This is a genomic window from Pseudomonas sp. NBRC 111130 (assembly GCF_001320485.1).
GTDB lineage: Bacteria > Pseudomonadota > Gammaproteobacteria > Pseudomonadales > Pseudomonadaceae > Aquipseudomonas > Aquipseudomonas vlassakiae.
Map to the genome: position 1 here is coordinate 14012 of NZ_BCBG01000018.1, position 18312 is coordinate 32323.

Annotated in this window: 17 protein-coding genes; 9 read left to right on the forward strand and 8 right to left on the reverse strand. The window is 63.6% G+C overall.

From position 1 onward, the window contains the following. Positions 1-8 precede the first annotated feature (8 nt). The gene (locus APH33_RS10695) at positions 9-497 is read left to right on the forward strand and encodes a DoxX family protein (protein WP_054885103.1); all 489 of its coding nucleotides are present in this window, start codon (positions 9-11) and stop codon (positions 495-497) included. A gap of 11 nt (positions 498-508) precedes the next feature. On the opposite strand, the gene APH33_RS10700 is transcribed toward APH33_RS10695, so the two are convergent. The 4 genes from APH33_RS10700 to APH33_RS10715 form a co-directional block, all read right to left on the reverse strand. After that, positions 509-1069, reverse strand: coding sequence for a DUF4174 domain-containing protein (locus tag APH33_RS10700; RefSeq protein WP_054885104.1), 561 nt, complete (start codon positions 1067-1069; stop codon positions 509-511). Positions 1070-1274: 205 nt separating this feature from the next. After that, positions 1275-5825, reverse strand: a complete 4551-nt coding sequence (locus APH33_RS10705; RefSeq protein WP_054885105.1) for an NEL-type E3 ubiquitin ligase domain-containing protein — start codon at positions 5823-5825, stop codon at positions 1275-1277. 78 nt (positions 5826-5903) lie between these two features. Further along, entirely contained in the window at positions 5904-8264 is a 2361-nt protein-coding gene (locus tag APH33_RS10710) for a DNA polymerase II (protein WP_054885106.1), read from the reverse strand. Positions 8265-8363: 99 nt separating this feature from the next. Continuing rightward, positions 8364-9284: a LysR substrate-binding domain-containing protein gene (locus APH33_RS10715; protein ID WP_054885107.1), complete on the reverse strand. Its 921-nt coding sequence runs from the start codon at positions 9282-9284 to the stop codon at positions 8364-8366. Positions 9285-9445: 161 nt separating this feature from the next. On the opposite strand from APH33_RS10715, the gene APH33_RS10720 reads away from it, so the two are divergent. The 8 genes from APH33_RS10720 (at position 9446) to APH33_RS10755 (ending at position 15112) form a co-directional block, all read left to right on the forward strand. Further along, positions 9446-10228 carry a YqcI/YcgG family protein gene (locus tag APH33_RS10720; protein WP_054885108.1) on the forward strand — a complete coding sequence of 261 codons (783 nt, stop codon included), beginning with the start codon at positions 9446-9448 and terminating at the stop codon, positions 10226-10228. A gap of 2 nt (positions 10229-10230) precedes the next feature. Continuing rightward, positions 10231-10860 carry a LysE family translocator gene (locus APH33_RS10725; RefSeq protein WP_054885109.1) on the forward strand — a complete coding sequence of 210 codons (630 nt, stop codon included), beginning with the start codon at positions 10231-10233 and terminating at the stop codon, positions 10858-10860. A 35-nt stretch (positions 10861-10895) separates the two neighbouring features. Continuing rightward, positions 10896-11981 carry a hypothetical protein gene (locus APH33_RS10730; RefSeq protein WP_054885110.1) on the forward strand — a complete coding sequence of 362 codons (1086 nt, stop codon included), beginning with the start codon at positions 10896-10898 and terminating at the stop codon, positions 11979-11981. A 156-nt stretch (positions 11982-12137) separates the two neighbouring features. Continuing rightward, a complete protein-coding gene (locus APH33_RS10735) occupies positions 12138-12827 on the forward strand; it encodes a hypothetical protein (protein WP_054885111.1) in 690 nt (229 codons plus the stop codon). Positions 12828-12967: 140 nt separating this feature from the next. Next, positions 12968-13669: an AzlC family ABC transporter permease gene (locus APH33_RS10740; RefSeq protein WP_054885112.1), complete on the forward strand. Its 702-nt coding sequence runs from the start codon at positions 12968-12970 to the stop codon at positions 13667-13669. Next, on the forward strand, positions 13666-13980 hold the full coding sequence (locus tag APH33_RS10745; protein WP_054885113.1) for an AzlD domain-containing protein: 315 nt from the start codon (positions 13666-13668) through the stop codon (positions 13978-13980). The genes APH33_RS10740 and APH33_RS10745 overlap by 4 nt, the downstream gene beginning before the upstream one ends. Continuing rightward, entirely contained in the window at positions 13977-14810 is an 834-nt protein-coding gene (locus APH33_RS10750; protein ID WP_054885114.1) for an AraC family transcriptional regulator, read from the forward strand. Before APH33_RS10745 ends, APH33_RS10750 begins: the two co-directional genes overlap by 4 nt. A 74-nt stretch (positions 14811-14884) precedes the next feature. After that, a complete protein-coding gene (locus APH33_RS10755; RefSeq protein WP_012313790.1) occupies positions 14885-15112 on the forward strand; it encodes a hypothetical protein in 228 nt (75 codons plus the stop codon). 48 nt (positions 15113-15160) lie between these two features. On the opposite strand, the gene APH33_RS10760 is transcribed toward APH33_RS10755, so the two are convergent. From APH33_RS10760 to APH33_RS10775, 4 genes are all read right to left on the reverse strand, one after another. Next, positions 15161-15649 carry a copper chaperone PCu(A)C gene (locus APH33_RS10760; protein WP_054885115.1) on the reverse strand — a complete coding sequence of 163 codons (489 nt, stop codon included), beginning with the start codon at positions 15647-15649 and terminating at the stop codon, positions 15161-15163. Next, complete coding sequence (locus APH33_RS10765; protein ID WP_054885116.1) at positions 15649-16257, reverse strand: SCO family protein; 609 nt, start codon at positions 16255-16257, stop codon at positions 15649-15651. Before APH33_RS10765 ends, APH33_RS10760 begins: the two co-directional genes overlap by 1 nt. Before the next feature lie 223 nt (positions 16258-16480). Continuing rightward, positions 16481-17065, reverse strand: a complete 585-nt coding sequence (gene nfuA, locus APH33_RS10770) for a Fe-S biogenesis protein NfuA (protein ID WP_016393607.1) — start codon at positions 17063-17065, stop codon at positions 16481-16483. A 58-nt stretch (positions 17066-17123) separates the two neighbouring features. Then, entirely contained in the window at positions 17124-18158 is a 1035-nt protein-coding gene (locus tag APH33_RS10775; RefSeq protein WP_054885117.1) for an acyltransferase, read from the reverse strand. Positions 18159-18312: the final 154 nt, after the last annotated feature.

The window sequence follows — 18312 nt, forward strand, 5'->3', positions numbered from 1 at the left end:
ATAATCACATGAATGCACTGACGACCCGTACCTTCAACCTGATCGATCGCCTCGGCAGCTGGAGTGCCGACCTGCCACTGCGGCTGTTCCTGGCCTGGGAGTTCTTCGAATCAGGTTTGGAGAAGTTCAATGGCAGCAACTGGTTCGGCGACTTGCAAGGGAGTTTCCCATTTCCCTTCAACGCCCTGCCGGCGGAACTCAATTGGCAGTTGTCGATGTGGGCCGAACTGCTGTTGCCGCTGCTGTTGCTGCTTGGCCTGGGCACCAGGCTGGCGTCGGCGGGGCTGATGGTGGTGACCGTGGTGGCGATTGCCGCCGTGCACTGGCCCGCGCAGTGGTCCAGCCTGGCCGAACTGGCGCAAGGCTACGCCATCACCGATCAGGGTCATGGCAACTTCAAGCTGCCACTGATCTACCTGGTCGCGCTGATGCCCCTGCTGCTCAAAGGTTCGGGACGCTTGAGCCTGGACCACTGGATCAAGGCCTGTACACGATGACCCTGCAGCGTTCAGTCATCCAACGGTTTTGGCGGGGCAGCTGGCTTGGCGGGCTTGACCGGTTTGGCTGCCTTGCTGTCCTTGGCCTTGGGTTCCGGCGCAGCGGCCACGGGTTCCGGTGCGCTCACCGCCTTTTCACTCGCCGGCAAATGGTCGACCGCGTCGATGATCACTTGAGGGTCGATCTTATCGCCCGAGTCATCGTCCTTGAGCACATGTCGCTCGCCGTCTTTGCCCACCAGGATCACCTTGGTGCCCTTGCTCGCGCCCAGCTTGAGTTCGCGAATAAGGGCCATGGTGGTCTGTTGTTCAAGGTTCTTGTCCTCGCGCTTGCCCATCGTGTTGACAACGCTGAACATGATCAGGCTGCGCTCTTTGAAGGCTGCCTGGGTGGCGCGATCCTTCAGCGCTTCGTTCAGGCCGCGCAAAGTCGGGTCCTTATCGCTGGGTGCGATGACCACCAGCGGCCTGGCCTTGCCCAGCTCCTTGGCCAGTGGCGCATCACTGTCGGCGGCAAACAACGGGCCGGCGACGGCAAGCAAGGTGGCGAGGGTCAGTGACCGGACGAGCATGCGTATCTCCTTATTCTCTCGATTAACCAAAGACTGCGGATCAGGGAGAAAGATCCGGCCTGCGAGCCTAAACCAGCTGGGCAGGTGAACGCTTGGGCGAAAGGTAACAGCCAGTTTCTGACTGACCGCCAGAAACTTCCTACAACCCAAGCCGCTGACTTTCCTGCTGTGAGCATAGCCCAAGACCATGGCGGCAACGCCCGCCTTAAGGTTCCGGCACTTCTGGCAAGGGTTCCAGGTGATCGCCGATGGCTTGACGCGAGAGCCTCAACATCAATGCCCGCCGTGCCACTTCACGCTCGGCCTGCACCTGGTTCATTTCCTCGAGATAGCGCCCCTCAGGTAGGCTGTCGGAAGCATTCATCAACGCCTCCACGCGGGCATGAAATGTCACATCCAGCGATTCGAAGCGCGCTCCATTGGCCTGCAGCAGATGTTCACGCCAAAAATCGCGCTCGACCAGCGCCTGGCTGAGGCGTTCCGTCGTTTCATTGGCAAGTACATCATTGCGCGCCTGGTCGAGACGCGCCTGATCCAGGCCAGCCACTTCGGCGAACAGCATGTCGCTGGGTTGCGCAGGCAGGTCCAGCGTCGCCCGCAGGCCGACGCGGTACGCCAGCACCACCTCGATCTGGTCCGGGTCTGCACCTGCAGCACGCCGGCTTTCATAGTCGCGTTGGGCAATCCGGTCGACCTCATCCAGTCGCCACAACTGACGGCCAAGCCGCAGGAATGCCGCCTGCTCCCCTCCGGCGGCAGCGTCGACGCGCGCATGCCACACCAGCATGCGCAGCTCCAGGCCGCTGAATGACAAGGACGCGCTGTCCTGGCACGTCACCGGCAAGCTGGCCTGGGCAAACAATTCCTGGCGCAGGGTCTCGTGCTCGCACATCGCCCTGAGCATGGTGAAAACTCGGGTTGCCAGTGCCTCCCGGTGCTGCTGGTAATCGGCGGTTTGCAGCAGACGGATCAGCAAGCTGAAGAAATCGTCGCAACCGTCATACACCTCGAGCTCGTCCCACATCGCCGCCTGGTCGATACGCTCAAGGCTGTCTGCAGCGTCCAGCCAGCGCTGACGGGCTGTGCTCACGCCGATAGCTTCCTCGACGTCTGCCGCCCAGCCGTGGTCTCGCATGAACGCCTGTAACCTTTGCGCATCGACGCGCCCCAACGGGTTGCCCTCCAGGCGTATGCAACTGCTGACCCAGGCCGGTGCCCGATAGAAGCCGCCAGGGATGCTGGTGATGCGATTGTCGCGTAGGTCGGCCATGACCAGTTCGAGACTGGCCAGCAGGCCCCTGGGCAGCTCCGTCAACCCTGTGGCGCGCATGTGCAAACGCCGCAGCCGAGGCATGCTCTGCACCGGGAAAGCGCGACTCAACGGGTTGTAGGACAGGTTCAAGTACTCCAGGTGCGTGCAACGCGCCAATTGTCGGCTTTGCGCAGCATCGAGCACGATCTGGTTACCGAACAGGTCCATTTCCCGAAGGATGCTCAAGCGTCCCAGGCCCGATGGCAGCCGGGTCAGGCGATTACTGGAAAGCTCGAGGATGCGCACGGTCGGGAAAGCGCGCAGAAACCCATCCGGCACATCACTGATGCCCAGTGCCGTCAACGAAAGCTCGCGAACATGGGCGAAGCTCACCAACTCTGGCAGTTCCGGCAGGCTGCTCAGGGTGACATTGCGAATGGTCAGCCGATAATAGAGCGGCAGCTCGCCGCCAGCTCTGGACGCGGTACGCTGCCAACAGTTGCGCAAGCCGTCGGCGAAGCTGCGCCGATCCGCACGCTCAACGCGCGACCTGGCCGTTGCACACCAGCGGTTCATGCAGCTGTCCAAAGCTGCCAACTCAGCCTGCAAGCGCTCCAGATGGGCCTCGACCTGCAGCCCTGCCTGGCGAACCTGGGCCAGCCAGGCTTCAATCTGCGCGTCATCAAAGCTTGGGTAAACCGTGCGAACCATGGCATGAAGTGCCCGCGAACTGCCACGCCCGCGACCACTGAGCGGATAGCCGATGCGCCCGTAAGCCAGCCGCTGAGGTGGCCTGAACCAGCCCCGCGCTGGGGCCTGGCCAAGCAGGCGCCCGAGCTGTTGCCGGCGCGCTCCTGCCAGGGCGCCGAACTGCGCCCGCAAGTTGGCTGCAAATGGCTGCCCCAGGCCCATGATGCGCCGCTGAGCAGGGTCAAAGGCTGCGGCCATGACCTCGAACAGTTCGCCAGGCCCCGCCAGTCGGTGACCCGCCGCATCGAACAAGCGGAACTGCCCCTCGGCATACACAAGATCGACCGCCTTGCCGGCGCCTTGCGGCCCTGCCACCGCCAGCAGCGGCCCCTGTACCGAGCTGTCGAACAGACGCCAGTAGATTCCCGATGGCGCATCCGGCAGAGCTTCGCTCAGGCCCAGGGCAACCCGAGCCAGGTCGGCAGTCTGTGGGGCGTCCAGGTACAAGCCTTCGAGCGCCCTGACCAGGCGGATGTGGTTGACCCTGGTTCGCGCAGCCGTGGCCAGGCGCAGCGGTACGCGTCGCTGTTCATCCATTGCCATACGCTCGGCAGGCGTGGTGTCGCGCAGCAGCGCACGTGCCGCCAGCCGGTGCAGGCTCGGAAACTGTCGGCGTAGCAGTTCCTCGGCAGGGGTCGGCACGGGCTGGGCAGCTTGGTACAGTGCCTGGAAAAGCGACTGCCGTTGATGCGTCGCCAGCTCAGCGAGACCGGCATCATCCGGGACGGCACCGTCGGCCATGTACAACAACTGTTGCAAGGCTTCGCGGTCGTCAGTCATGTGTCCAGCGTCCAAAGCCTCGATCAACCTGCGCAGTCGACTGTCGAGAGCGAAACGCATCACGCTGTCCAGCAGTTCGGCGTCAGGTGCCTGCCCATGCACATACAGGTACCGCAAGTGATCGGCATCCAGGTCATGGGTGAACATCACCAGGTCGATCTGCCGATCATCGAGTTGGCCAAATGCGCCGCCCAAGCGCCGGAACATGCGCGGTGCATCTGCCCATTGGGCCGGCTGTTCGCTCCATAGCCGCCAGGCACCCGCACCATTGTGGCAGAGTTCGGGGCCATACCCAGAGCGGCTGCGCAGGTACCAGCGGCCAGTATCCGGGCGTTGCTCGACCGGATAATGATGCCCCTCCATCTCGACCCAGGCATCGTTGCCGTGCCGATACACCCCTGCCTCGTCACGTACTGCCTGTAACGCCGGTGCGGTGCCTCGATACGGTACCGCATCGTCGTGCCACAGCCGTCGGCTACCGTCGTCGAGCCGTGCCGGGACCAGCCCGTCGACCCATGCAGATCGCGCCCAGAGCCTGCGCACACCTTGAACGCCTGCAGCCGTTGCGGCCACCAGCGCAACATCGGTGGCAACATTTACCAGGTGTTCGAGCGCTTCGGCACTGTTACCTTCGTGCCAGGCCTCGATGCCATGGAACGCTTCATCGAGTACTTCCCAAGCGGCCAGCGCCAGCATCGCCAGGCCCAGCGCCGGCACGAACAGCCCGGCCAGGGTCAGCAAGGTCCAACCCTCGGCCGCCAGCCGCTGCTCGTGGGCCCGGCGGACTTCGAGGTCGACCGCCGCAGTTGCCATCGCGATCACACCAGCATCGTCCTTGATCTGCCTGATCCTGGCCTGCGCCCAGGTGTCGAACAACGGAGCCGGGTATTGGTGCAGACGTTCCTCGAGGTCGGCGTTGGCCAAGTCCGAAAGCCCGTCATAGCAAGCCGCGACCGCGCTGAAGAAGGCCTGGCTGTCGCGACGGCGCACGAAACGTGCGAAGAAGCGCTGATAGCTTGGCGTGCGCAGCCGCTTGCCCAGTGCGTTGGCGAAATGGCGCAGGTCGGCGAATACCTGCCAAGGTGCGTGTGGGTCACCTGGGATATGCACGAGTATCCGGTTGCTGGAGGTGTACAGGGGGCTGTAGCGCTCGTCGCGAACGTCGAGCACGAGTATCTGCTGCATCTGGCAACCCAGCAGGTCCAGACGCTTGGCCTGCACCGGGCGGCCGTCCAAGGTCAGCGGCTGATGGAGCCCGCAAAGGCGCACCAGCAACTGATGTTCCGTTTCGCTCAGCGCCCCTTTGATCAGCCCGACATGGGCATCGGCAAGCATGCCGTAGCGGTGGGCTCGCGCGAACAACGAGAGCACCCGCTGGCGCTGCTCAGCGGCCGCACCCTCCGTATCGGTAGACCCGGATGGTTGCAGGCAGGCGTCCAGGTGCCGCTGGTATTGCCCGCCGAGGTCGAGTTTCCGGCAGATTGCGGCGAAGCGCGTGGCGCTGGGCAGCGTGCGCGCAGGGTCGTCAGGATCGACCAGGCGATTGCCTGACAGTTGGCCATCGCTGCTCGCCTGTTCCTGGGTGAAATTGCCAAGTGCTGCTTCCAGCAACGGTATCTGCCGGTAGACCGGCTCAGTGACCGGGTAGCCGATTGGCTGCGACGTCAGCACCGGTTCGCGGTGCCCCCAACGCAACTGCAGGCGTGCGGCATCGAGTCCGATACCGAAGGCCTGATCCATCGCCAGTTGCAATCTGGGCAGGGCAAATGCCTCAAGACTGCTGACAGTGCCAAGCACTGCCCTGGCCTGCTCGGTAAAGTACAGACTCAGACTCATTGCATCGCCAAGCCAGCGCAGCTGCTGCAGGGTGGCGCCACGCAACCAGCCGGGTAAACGCTCGGCCAGCAACTTGTCCTGAAAAACCCGGTCCGCCGTTTCGCCCTGGCCGTCAGGGTGTTCGCTGAGGTTGAGCACTGGCGTTTCTCCTTCACAAGAAAACGCCAGGTTAGTGCCAGCGGCTCAGGCAGCTGCGGTGGCCGGCTACTACCCGGCTCAGAACAGCGGCAGTTGTTGGTCGGTCAGGCGGGCGAAATCGTCGCCGACCATCGGCAGAATGGCATCAGCCACCGGCTGCAATTGGCGGCTCAGGTAATGCTCGTAGTCGATCGGCGCCTGCAGGTTCTCGAGGGGCTCTGGGCCACTGGTGGTGATCAGGTAACTGATCCAGCCGCCGCGCTGATACTGCCTGGGGCGCCCGACACGACTGTTGTAGTCGTCCGCCAGGCGTGCGGCGCGCACGTGCGGCGGTACATTGCGTTGGTAATCGGCCAGTGGCCGGCGCAGGCGCTTGCGGTAGACCAGCAGCTCATCAAGCTCGCCTGCCAGGGTCTGGCGCACGTACTCGCGCAGGTAGTCGCGATAAGGCTGGCCACGGAAGATCCGCCCATACAGCTCCTGCTGGAAGCGCTGGGCCAGCGGCGACCAGTCGGTGCGCACCGACTCCAGGCCCTTGTAGACCACCTCCTCGCTGCCATCGGTGCGCTGCACCAGGCCGGCATAACGCTTCTTGCTGCCCTCGTCGGTACCGCGGATGGTCGGCATCAGGAAACGCCGGTAGTGCACCTCGAACTGCAGTTCCAGCGCGCTCTCCAGGTTCAGGGTCGTGCGCAGGTGCTCACGCCACCACTGGTTGACCTGCGCCACCAGCTCACGACCGATGCGGGCCGCGGCCTGTTCGTCATGAGCGCCCTTGAGCCAGACGAAGGTGGAGTCGGTGTCGCCATAGATCACCTCGTAACCCTGGGCCTCGATCAGCGCGCGGGTCTGGCGCATGATCTGGTGGCCGCGCAGGGTGATCGATGAGGCCAGGCGCGGATCAAAAAAACGGCAACCGCTGGAGCCGAGTACGCCGTAAAAGGCGTTCATGATGATCTTCAGCGCTTGCGACAGCGGCGCATTGCCTTCGCGCTTGGCCGCTTCCCGGCCCTGCCATACCCGCTCGACAATAGCTGGCAGGCAATGCTGGGTGCGCGAGAAACGACCGCCGCGGAAGCCTTCCACCGAGTGCTGGTCATCGGGCAGACGCAAGCCTTCTACCAGGCCCACCGGGTCGATCAGGAAGGTGCGGATGATCGACGGGTACAGGCTCTTGTAGTCCAGCACCAGCACCGAGTCGTACAGCCCCGGGCGTGAATCCATGACAAAGCCACCGGGGCTGGCCTCCTCCGGACGGCTGCCGAGGCTGGGCGCGACAAAACCCATGCGGTGCATGTGCGGGATATACAGGTGGCAGAATGCGGCGACCGAACCGCCGCTGCGGTCCACCGCCAGGCCGGTAACCGACGAACGCTCCAGCAGGAAGTCGAGCAGCCGGGTGTGGGCAAAAATACGCGTGACCAGCTCGCAGTCCTTGAGGTTGTAGCGGGCGAGCGCCGGTTTGTCCTCGGCGAAGCGGCGGTTGATCTCGTCCATGCGCTGGTAGGGTGTGTCGATGGCCTTGCCTTCGCCGAGCAAGGTCTGGGCAACACTCTCCAGGCTGAACGAAGGGAAACTCCAGGTGGCCGAACGCAGCGCTTCGATGCCATCGATCAGCAGCCGCCCCGGGGCCTCGGCGAAGACGTGGCCACCGCCGGCATGGCTGCGCAAGGTCATCGGCGCGCCGTTGCGCCCCAGCGCCAGTGGCACTTGCAGAAGCTTGGCATGCTCGTGCAGCAGGCGCAGGTCGAACTGGATCAGGTTCCAGCCAATGATCGCATCCGGGTCATGCTCGGCCATCCACTGGTTGAGACAGGTCAGCAACTCGGCGCGATCAGCGCAGTAGTGCAGGTCGAAATCCACGCCATCGGCATCGCCATTTGCCGGCCCGAGCATGTACACCTGGCGCTGGCCGCAGCCTTCCAGGGCGATGCTGTACAGCTCGCCGCGCTCGCTGGTCTCGATGTCCAGCGAGGCCAGGCGCAGCGTCGGGCGGTAATCCGGCAGCGGCTTGAGCTGGGCCTCGCAGTACACGCCCTGCGCGTCCCGCTGGCCGGTGAACTGCACCGGCGCCGTAATGAAGCGCTCCATCAGGTAGCGCTCCGGCGGCCGAATATCGGCCTCGAAGACGTCGATGCCAGCCGTGCGCAGGCGCTGCTCCAACTGCATCAGCTGGCGGTGCTGGCGCGTGTAGAGGCCGAGCATCGGACGCTGGTCGAAGTCTTTCAGGCGCAACGGTTTGAGCTCTGCGCCCTGCTCCTTGGCCAGCAACACCCGGGCGTGTTCAGCCTGCGCCTGCGCAATAAACGCCACTGATTCCTGCGGCGCCAGGCGCAACAACTGTGGCCCGGCATCCGTGGCCAGCCAGAATTCCACGCAAGTGCCTTCGGGCGTGTCATGCCAATGCCGGGTCAGGACAAAGCCCTGCTGCAACTCCACCGCGTCGACCTCTGCTGAAAAGCACGATTCTACGCTGCAATGGCGCTGTTCCACACCATCGGCAAACCCAGGCTCGGCACGATCAGCCTGCGCAACTATTCAGCCGTACAGGTAGTTGATGTCCTTGTAGCCCAGCGGCGGCACCTGGCTGAGCAGGAAGTCGCGCAGCTTGTGCATCTGCCGCGCCTTGGGGCTGCTCTTGAGCCAGGTCATGTAGTATCCGTCACCGGTCGACACCGCATGCTTGAACGGCGTCACCAGGCGCCCGGCGGCGAGGTCGGCACTGGCCAGTACCAGGTCGACCACCGAAATGCCGAGGCCCTGCTGCGCCGCCGAGATGCCCTGGTCGAGGGTATCGAACACCTGGCCCTGGTCGATGCTGATGTCCAGCGCATCCATGCGCGCCAGCCAGCGCCGCCAGTCGCGGCGGTCCGGTGATGGGTGGAGGAACTCACACTGGCGCAGGTCGGCCAGTTCGGGTTGCGCCTGTGCCATGTAGTCCGGGTGACACACCGGGATCAGCCACTCATCGAACAGCTTGATACTCTCCACGTCGGCCGGGAAACGGCCGTTGGCCAGGAGGATGGCGCAGTCGTAAGGCTCGGAGTAGAAGTCCACCGAGTCAATGTCCATCCACACGCTCGACAGCTGCACGCTGCAGTTGTCTTCAAGCTTCTTGAACCCGTCCAGCGCCCGCAGCAGCCAGCGCACGGTCAGCGTCGAAGGGGCCTTCAAGCGCAACCCATAACGGTCCTGACGCAGCAGCGCGCAGGCGTTTTCGATGATCTTGAAGCCCACCTTCAGCTCTTGAGCCAGTACCCGTCCATGCTCGGTAAGGCTCAACTTGGGGCCGCGGCGCTCGAACAGGTCGCAGCCGAACATGGATTCAAGGGTCTTGATGTGATGGCTGACCGCCCCTTGGGTAAGGGCCAGCTCTTCAGCGGCCCGGGTAAACGAGCCGTAGCGCGAGGCCACCTCGAAAGCACGCAGGGCGTGCAAAGCTTGAATCCGTTCCGACATGATGCCCTCGAATCATGAGTAAGACTAATAGTAGGTCATAGTTCCACGCGTTTTACAACGTGAAGAGCGTCTCAGAAAATGCAGGTAAATAACAAAGATAAGTCTCCAACCTGCCTGCATAAGTGTGGAACTCTCTCTTACTTGAATCTCCTGGGGAAATCATGTTTACGGGTTATGGAAACTGCTATCGCCTGGACGCGCTAGAGCTGGCCGATGAACATGTACGGAACACTCAGCACTGGACGCATCAAACCTTACAGCATTTTCGCAGCGTGCTCGCCAACCCCGACTTCCCGTGCCTGTTCGGGCGCAAGGCGGTAGCCGGCGCATCCTGCCACATCCTCTTCGCCCGCGCCGAACAACTGGCCGATGATATCGCCCAGGGCCTGGCCGAATATGTACGCACCATAACCCCTGTGCCGATCAAGCAACGCATCGGCAGCCCACTGGTGGTGTTTCTGCAGACAGCCGCCGACAGCACCCTGGCCGAGCAACAGGCACTGGCCTGGAAAGTACTGCGCGGAGTCCATGCCCGTGACCCGCACCCGTGGCCGCAAGCGGTTCCCACCGACCCGCACGACAACGCCTGGTCGTTCTGCTACGCCGGCATGCCACTGTTCATCAACATGAACTTCCCCGGCCACCAGCAGATGAAAAGCCGCAACCTCGGCCCGCACATCACCTTCGTCATCAACCCGCGGGAGAACTTCGACGAAGTGGCCAACGCCAGCACCGAAAGCGGGCAACGCATTCGTGCCCGCATCCGTGATCGCGTGCGTCACTACAACGAAGGGGTCATGCCCGAAACCCTCGGCTTCTTTGGCCAGGATGACAACTTCGAATGGAAGCAGTACCAACTGCAGGAAGCCGGCTCGCTCAATCCGGCGCGCTGCCCGTTTCATGCCCACGCCCACGCGACACCCGACATTCTGATCGAGAACTGACCGTGAATACCGCACTGACACTGACTTACGCACTCACCGTGCTGCTGCTGATCGCCACCCCCGGCCCGGTGGTAGCGCTGATCGTCAACACCGCCGCGGCCTCCGGCTCACGCAAGGCCATGTTCACCGCCGTCGGCACCAACTGGGCATCACTCGTGCTGATCGGCGCCGCCGCCTGGGTCATCCTCACCAGTGCGGCCATCGACAAGGCCTGGCTCAGTGCCATGAGCCTGCTGGGCTGCCTGTTCATTGGCTACATTGCCGTGGGCACCCTGCGCGAGTGCCTGCAGGCGCCTGCCGTCGACGAAGCCGAGCTGCAACCGGCCAAAGCCGGGCGCGGCGGTTTGTGGCAAGGCTTCATGGTCGGTATTTCCAACCCGAAGGACATCATCTTCTTCATCGCCTTCTTCCCGCAGTTCATCCAGATCACCGAATCGTTCGGCAAGAGCATGGTGGTGCTGTCGCTGTTGTGGGTACTGATCGATTTCGCCGTGCTCAGCCTGTACATCTTCGCCATCGGCAAGATCACCTCGCAGCGCAGCAACCGCCTGATTTCCCTGGCCTCGGGGGTGGTTCTGCTGCTGATTGCCGTCGGTGGCCTGGCTTATAACCTCAAGGAACTGGCGGGCTGAACGCCCGCCATCACACCAGCAGAGAAGGAGCGCCCATGACACCCAGCACGTATGTCCAGGGTCTCGCTTCGCCACTGCATCATGATTACCAGCGCTTTCTGCTGCTGGGCAATCGCCGCGCCCCACACACCCTGCATGTGCACGAGAGCGGCTACCGCTCCTGCACCATCAACACCGATGCCCTTGGCCTGCGCTACAGCCATTGCGCCGGCAAGCGCGTCTCGGTTGCCGAGCGCGGTGCTGCCTCGCGCATCAACCTGCTGGTCGGCGGCTCGACCGCCCTGGGCATCGGCGCCAGCTGCGACGAACATACGGTAGCCTCGCACCTGTCGATGCTGACCGGTGAGGTATGGCTGAGCCTGGCCGGCTGCGGGCTCAACGCCAGCCAGGAGCTGTTGCTGTTCCTGACCCACCAGCATCGCTTCGGCGAAGTGGGCCATGTAGTACTGCTCAGCGGCCTCAACACCTTGGCCCATGAAGCGCTCGGCGAGGTCCTGGCCGGCCCGTATGACCCGCAGCAGGCCAAGGCTCACCAGGCTTACCTGAACAGTTTCAACGAGGGCATGCCACCCGCTGGCCCGGCTCGCCGTGAGTCGCTGTGGCAGCGCCTGGGCCAGGCACTGGCACCACGGCGCAACGAACCTGCCCCCAACTGGTCGCTGTCCGCCCCGGAAAAGCGCCTGGCACGAGCGGCCGACAGCATCGCCCGCACCTTGCGCCAATGGGAACGAATGCTGGCTGACAGTCACGCCACCCTGACCTTCATCCTCCAGCCCCTGCTGCCCTGGTGCCGGGAAACACTGCCGGCGGGGGAACTGGCAATGCTTGCCGCCCTCGAGCAACAACCGGGGAATTTCGACCGCCTGCTCGACGGTGCATTCGACAGCAAGCTGCACATGGCTTTCTTCCGTCGCATCAAAAGCCAGGCAGACCCCGTGCCGTGCTACGACATGAACAGCATGCTCAGCAGCTCGCCGGTATTCGGTGCCGATCTGTTCGTCGACCGCCTGCACTTGAACGATCTGGGCAACAATGCCCTGGCCAAGGTGATTACCGCCAAGTTGGGGCTGGCCCAGGAACGACACAGCCAGCGCAAGGTCACACCGATCAAGCTCGTCTGACTGACGAGTCACGGGGTTTCGGTTTTGACCCTCGCTTCGATAGAATACCCCGTCGTTCCGATTCGCCCGAGGCGTACGCGCAGTTGTGATCACTCATCAAGCCGTTTCCCCCTGCCTGGCAGCCAGCCGGCCTCGTTCATTGAACGGGGCGCGCCTGTGAACCCCGTCGTTCTGGCGTCGGCACTGTTTATCGTGCTGACACCGGTGGCCGCGCACGCGCTCGAAGTACGTATCGACCCACACGCCGACCTGCTTTACCGCCAGGCGCTACCGCTGCTGGAGCAAGCCGACAGCCCGGACGACAACAGCACCCTGCGCACTGCCATAGGCGTCGACCCGGAGCTTAACCGCCAGGGCCGGGCGATGGCGCAAACCCTGCCGACGGCAGTGGCCCTGCTGAAAAAGTCGGTCGAGCTTGGCCACCCGGTGGCGCAGTATCGCCTGGCGCTGTACTACACCACCTACCTGCCTGCAGCACAGATCGCCGATGCCGCCTGCCCGCTGCTGCAGGCCAGCCTGAAACAAGGCTTCGCACCACCGGCGGTTGCAATTGCTACCTGGTGCCAACCCTACAATGCCAGCCCGGCCTACCGCGAAGCCCTCGAGGCGATCCCGGGCATGGCGACCCTGTATGCGCCCTACTTCCCGCAACCCACCGCACGCCTGGCCTGCAGCCGCAGCCGCCCGCAAGGGTTGCAGATGCAGTGGGGGCGCCAGCGCGACTACCAGGCCGAGGTCTACCGATTGCTGAGTGACCTCGATCCACAGCATCGCCAGGCTCTGCTGCAAAAGGCTGTGGAGATCAATGGCTGCGTGGCAGCGCAGCAGCGGCTGACCAGACGATAATCACCTGCCCCGGCGCCAAACCTGATAGGAGCGGCTTTAGCCGCGAGAAACCGGCACAGGCAGCAAACAAGCAAGATCGTTCAAGCCACCCGCCCCGCCGCTCTGTCATGCTGCCCTACCGAGTAAAAAGTGCAGCCATCATGCCCAGCAGTCTCCCCATTGCCCGCCAAGCTTTCCTGCACGGCGCCATCGCCATCCTGCCGCTGTCCCTGGCCGTCGCTCCCTGGGGCCTGCTCGCCGGCTCCATGGCCATCGAGGCCAACCTCAGTGCCTGGCAAGGCCAAGGACTGTCGGCGATTGTGTTCGCCGGTGCCGCGCAACTGGTCGCGATCGGCATGCTCAAGGGCGGCGCCAACCTGCTGTCGATCCTGCTCACCACCCTGCTGCTGACGTCCCAGCACCTGCTCTATGGCTTGTCCATGCGCCCAGTCTTGTCAAACCAGCCGTTGCGCTGGCGGCTGGTCCTGGGCTTCCTGCTCACCGACGAATTCTTCGCCCTCACCAGCCACTACGACCAGCAGCAGTTCAACCGCTGGTATGCGCTCGGTGTAGGCCTGACCTTCTACGTCGCGTGGAACCTGTTCACCCTGGCCGGCATCGTGCTGGGCCAGAATATCCCGCACCTCGACCAGCTCGGCCTGGACTTCTCCATCGTCGCCACCTTCGTCGCGCTGATCGCGCCGCTGGTACGCAATCTCGCCACCGTGGTGTGCGTGGCGGTGTCGCTGTTCTGCTCGGTGCTGTTCAGTTACTGGCATTGGGAGACCGCACTGGTCGCCGCTGGCCTGCTGGGCATGACTGCCGGCTTCGTCTGCCAGAAATTTACCGGAGGCCGCCCATGATCTGGCTGCTGATCTTCGCCATGGGCGCCGTGGTATTCCTCAACCGCTATGCCTTCCTGGAGCCACGCCTGCCGCTGCGCCTGAGCTCAAACGCTCGGCAGTTCCTGGGCTTTGCCGTGCCCGGCATGCTCACCGCGATCTGCGGGCCGATCATCTTCCTACCCGGCCACCAGCTCGACCTGAGCCCACTCAACCCCTACCTGCTCGGTGCCCTGGTGGCCGTTGCGCTGGTGCTGTTGACCCGCAGCGTGTTGCTGAGCATGCTGGCGAGCATGTTGATCTTCTTCTTGCTGCGCAGCTTTCTGGCATGAGCATGCCCCTGCGCGAACAGACCCACCTCTGGCAGGCGCCGGCCCTGGGCGACGTCGAGATGCTGCATGCGCGCTACTTCCAGCAGCGCTTCGCCCCGCATGTGCATGAAGGCTATGTATTCACCGTGATCGAATCGGGCGCGCAGCGCTTCTGGCACCGTGGCAGCGAACATCTGGCGCCGGTCGGCAGCATGGTGCTGATCAATCCGGACGAGCTGCACACCGGCGCCACCGCCCACGAGGCCGGCTGGCGCTACCGGGGTTTCTATCCGGAGCATGAACGGGTGACTGGCGTGCTGGACGAACTGGAACTGGGCCGGCACGGCATGCCGCGCTTCAAGGACAGCGTGATCCAGGACCCGAGCCTGGCGCGGGCCTTCAGCCAGTTGCACCAGCTGTCGGAAGCCGGTGCCAGCGCCCTGGAACAACAGCACGCCTGGCGCCAGGCGGTGCTGGCGCTGGTGCAAAGCCACGGCCATTGCCCGGAGCCCAAGGCCCCGGGCAACGAACCGCTGGCGGTGGCCCGTGCGCGGGAACTGCTGGAAACCCAGTTGGCAGACCCGCCATCGCTGGAGGCCCTGGCGGCTGCAGTCAATCTCTCGCCGTTCCATTTCGCCCGGGTGTTCCGCCAGGCCACCGGTTTGCCGCCGCATGCCTGGCTGAAACAACGGCGACTGGCGCGCGCACGGGAGTTTCTGAAAAGCGGCCTGGCGGCTTCAGAGGTGGCGTTTACCTTGGGCTTTGCCGACCAGAGTCACTTGAGCCGGCAGTTCAAGCAGGCGTTTGGCGTGACGCCAGGTGCCTATCGCAGCGCCTGCCTGCACAGTTAGCGCACGCGACGCCAGGCCTCAGGCAAGCTGGCCAGCCACTGCTACACTGACAGAGCTGAACGGAGGATCCCGCCATGTCCGAAAGAGAGCTCACCACCCTGATATCGCTGATGAACCAGCGCCAAGCCTGCCTGAGCAGTGCCTGCAAGGAAATTGCCGACTGGATCGACCGCCAGGGCGATGTGCCCGCTGCGGGCAAGATCCGCGCCAGCCTCAAGGCCCTGGAGGCCGATGAGGCCCAGGTCCGCAAGACACTGACCTCGCTCACCCTCGAAAGGCCGCTGCCACGCTTCCGTAGCTAAAGCGCGCAGCACAATGAAAAAGGGCCGCTGATGCGGCCCTTTCGTTGGTCAGTGATTCATGTGCATGTGCTCATGCCCGCCGCCAGCCTCGGCGTTGAGCGGGCGGACTTCTGCCTGCACGTCCACGGTTTCCTTGGCGCCCTTGGCATCTTCGATGGTCAGGGTCAGTGGCACCTTCTCGCCTTCCTTCACCTGCTGGGTCAGGCCCATCAGCATCACGTGATAGCCATTGGGGTCGAGGCTCACCGGCTTGCCCGCAGGCAGCTCCACGGCCTTGACTTCCTTCATGCCCATAACGTCGCCGTTCATGGTCATCTCGTGCACCTGCACGGTCTTGGCCACTGGCGATGCCACGCCGACCAGCTTGCTGTCGGTGCTGGCGGTCAGGATCATGAAGGCGCCCGTGGACGGCTGATGCGGCACGCTGGCGCGTACCCAGGCGTCGCTCACGGTGGTTTGCGCCAGGGCCGGCAGGGCCAGGCCCAGCAGGGCGATGGCGGCCAGGCCGCGCTTGATAGGTTGCAGGGATACCGCCATTAGCAAATCTCCATAAGGGTTGCCAGGTCTTCAGCGCATTCCTTGGCATTCAGCGAATGACCCAGGCTCAGGCGCAAGGTGCCACGCGTATCGTAGACGTAGCTGGTGGACGAGTGAGAGATGGTATAGGTGTCACCGGCCGGGACCTTCTCGTAGAACACCTTGAACTCCTTGGCCACCGCGGCGATTTCTTCCGGGGTGCCGGTCAGGGCGGTGAACGACGGGTCGAAGGCCTTGACGTAGGCATCGAGCACTTGCGGGGTGTCGCGCTCAGGGTCCAGGGTGATGAACACCACCTGGAAGATCTCGCGGTCGCGGCCCCTCAGCAGCTTCTTGATCTGTGCCGCGCGCGCCAGGGTGGTCGGGCAGACAGCCGGGCACTGGGTGAAACCGAAGAAGATCATCGGCATGCTGCCGTAGAAGCTCGACAGGGTACGGACATTGCCCTGGGGGTCCTTGAGGCTGAACTTGCGCCCCAGGATTTCGTTGCTCATGTTCTTGCCGTACTTGAACTCGAGCCCCCGGGCCGGGTTGCAGCCTGCCAGCAGGCCGAGCCCGAGAACGCCCATCCCGGCGACAACCGCGCGCCGGGTAAACTGATCATTCATTGAACCATCCTTTACAGGGAAGGTGCCGACCCTCGGGACGGGCCGGCCGAAAAACCGGGGCATTCTGGCATGACACCCAGTGGGCTTCTACCCGACCAAGGCGCTGATGGCCCGCAGCCCTTTAAACACGGGCTGCGGCCTGTTGTCGCAGGGGTTGAAACCGTAACACTTTGTTGCTAAGCCTTGACCTGACGCGGTCGCTGTAGGAGCGGCCGCGCCCAGATCAATAGTAGGCGTTCTCTTTCTGGGAGTGGTCAGTCACGTCACGCACGCCCTTGAGCTCTGGAATGCGCTCGAGCAGGGTACGCTCGATGCCTTCCTTGAGCGTCACGTCGGCCTGGCCGCAGCCCTGGCAACCGCCACCGAACTGCAGCACGGCGATGCCGTCGTCGACCACATCCACCAGGCTCACCTGGCCGCCGTGGCTGGCCAGGCCGGGATTGATCTCGGTCTGCAGGTAGTAGTTGATACGCTCGTTGATCGGGCTGTCTTCGTTGACCATCGGCACCTTGGCGTTTGGCGCCTTGATGGTCAGCTGGCCGCCCATGCGATCGGTAGCGTAGTCGACCAGCGCGTCTTCCAGGAACGGCACGCTGACCGCGTCGAGGTAGGCAGTGAAGCTCTTCAGGCCGACCGGCTCGTCGTCGGGTTTCTCTTCGCCCGGCTTGCAGTAGGCGATGCAGGTCTCGGCGTACTGGGTGCCCGGCTGGGTGATGAAAATACGGATGCCAATGCCAGGCGTGTTCTGCTTGGAAAGCAGATCGGCCAGGTAATCATGGGCGGCGTCAGTAATGGTTATAGCGCTCATGGAAGTTCCTCACAGACTTGCGCCCAAGTGTACGCCAACCTGGCCTTTGAACAAAGTCCTAGTATTTGACTCGGGAAAGCACGAATGCCGGGCTTTGCTCCCGTGGCGCGGCCAGCCACGCCTGCATCCGCCGGTACAGGCCGCGCTCCAGCCACAGATAGCTGAACCACGACATTAGTCCAATGGACGGCACGCACAAGGCGAACACCAGGTACGGGTTCAGGCGCAGGCGCTGGCAGGCGAACCAGCCGGCGTATAGCACCAGCACGTGGATCAGGTACACCGAGTAGGAGCAGTCACCCAATGCCTTGAGCAGGCGGTTGCCCTTGAAGTACGGCTCCAGGGCGATGAACGCCAGCACGATCATCGCGCTTGGCACGCCCCAGTGCAGCAGGCGCTGCGCAGCGTCCAGGTGATAGATCGCATAACCCGCCACGCCCAGCACCGCCAGCGGCAACCACAGCCCTTCGCGGATCAGGCCGCGACGATGGATCACGCCCAGGCCGATGCCCAGCAGGAATTCGTAGATGATGTCGTTGTTGTAGAAACGGCTGAGTACGCCCATGCGGCCGAGTACTTCGCTGACCAGCAGCAGCCCAGCGGTCACCAGCACGAGGTGATGACGCTGGCGAACCAGGAAGGCCAGGCCGAACAGCAGGTAGAAGAACATCTCGAAATTCAGCGTCCAGCCTACGTTCAGGGTCGGGTACAAACCGTAGCCGCCGGGGTTTTCCGCCGGGATGAACAGCAGCGATAGCAACAGGTGATGCCAGTCGAAGGCCTGGTGCGGCATCCATTGGCTGAAGGCCAGCAACAGTAACGCCATCAGCGCGGTGTAGAACCAGTAGGCCGGGACAATGCGCAAGGCCCGGTTGAGCAGGAACTGGCGAGGTTCGATGGGTTTGTCGCGGGTCGACAGGTAGATCACCAGCCCGCTGATGACGAAGAAAATGTCGACGCCTACCGCGCCACGGTCGGTGAGCAATTGGCCGATGGGGCCGGTGGCATGGAAGTCGAAGAAGATTTGCATGAAATGGTGGCAGACCACCACCCAGGCGGCGAACGCCCGCAGTGCCTGAAGCGAATACAGCATGGAATACCTGCGATTGCCGGTGCATTGAGGCCCGCATCGAGTGCACAGGCGAGCGCTGCGCGCTCGTTCGCGGGCAAAACCGCTCCCACGGGACGGAGCTGACTTCAAGAACAGCGCAGTACCTGTGGGAGCGGGTTTACCCGCGAAGGGCTGC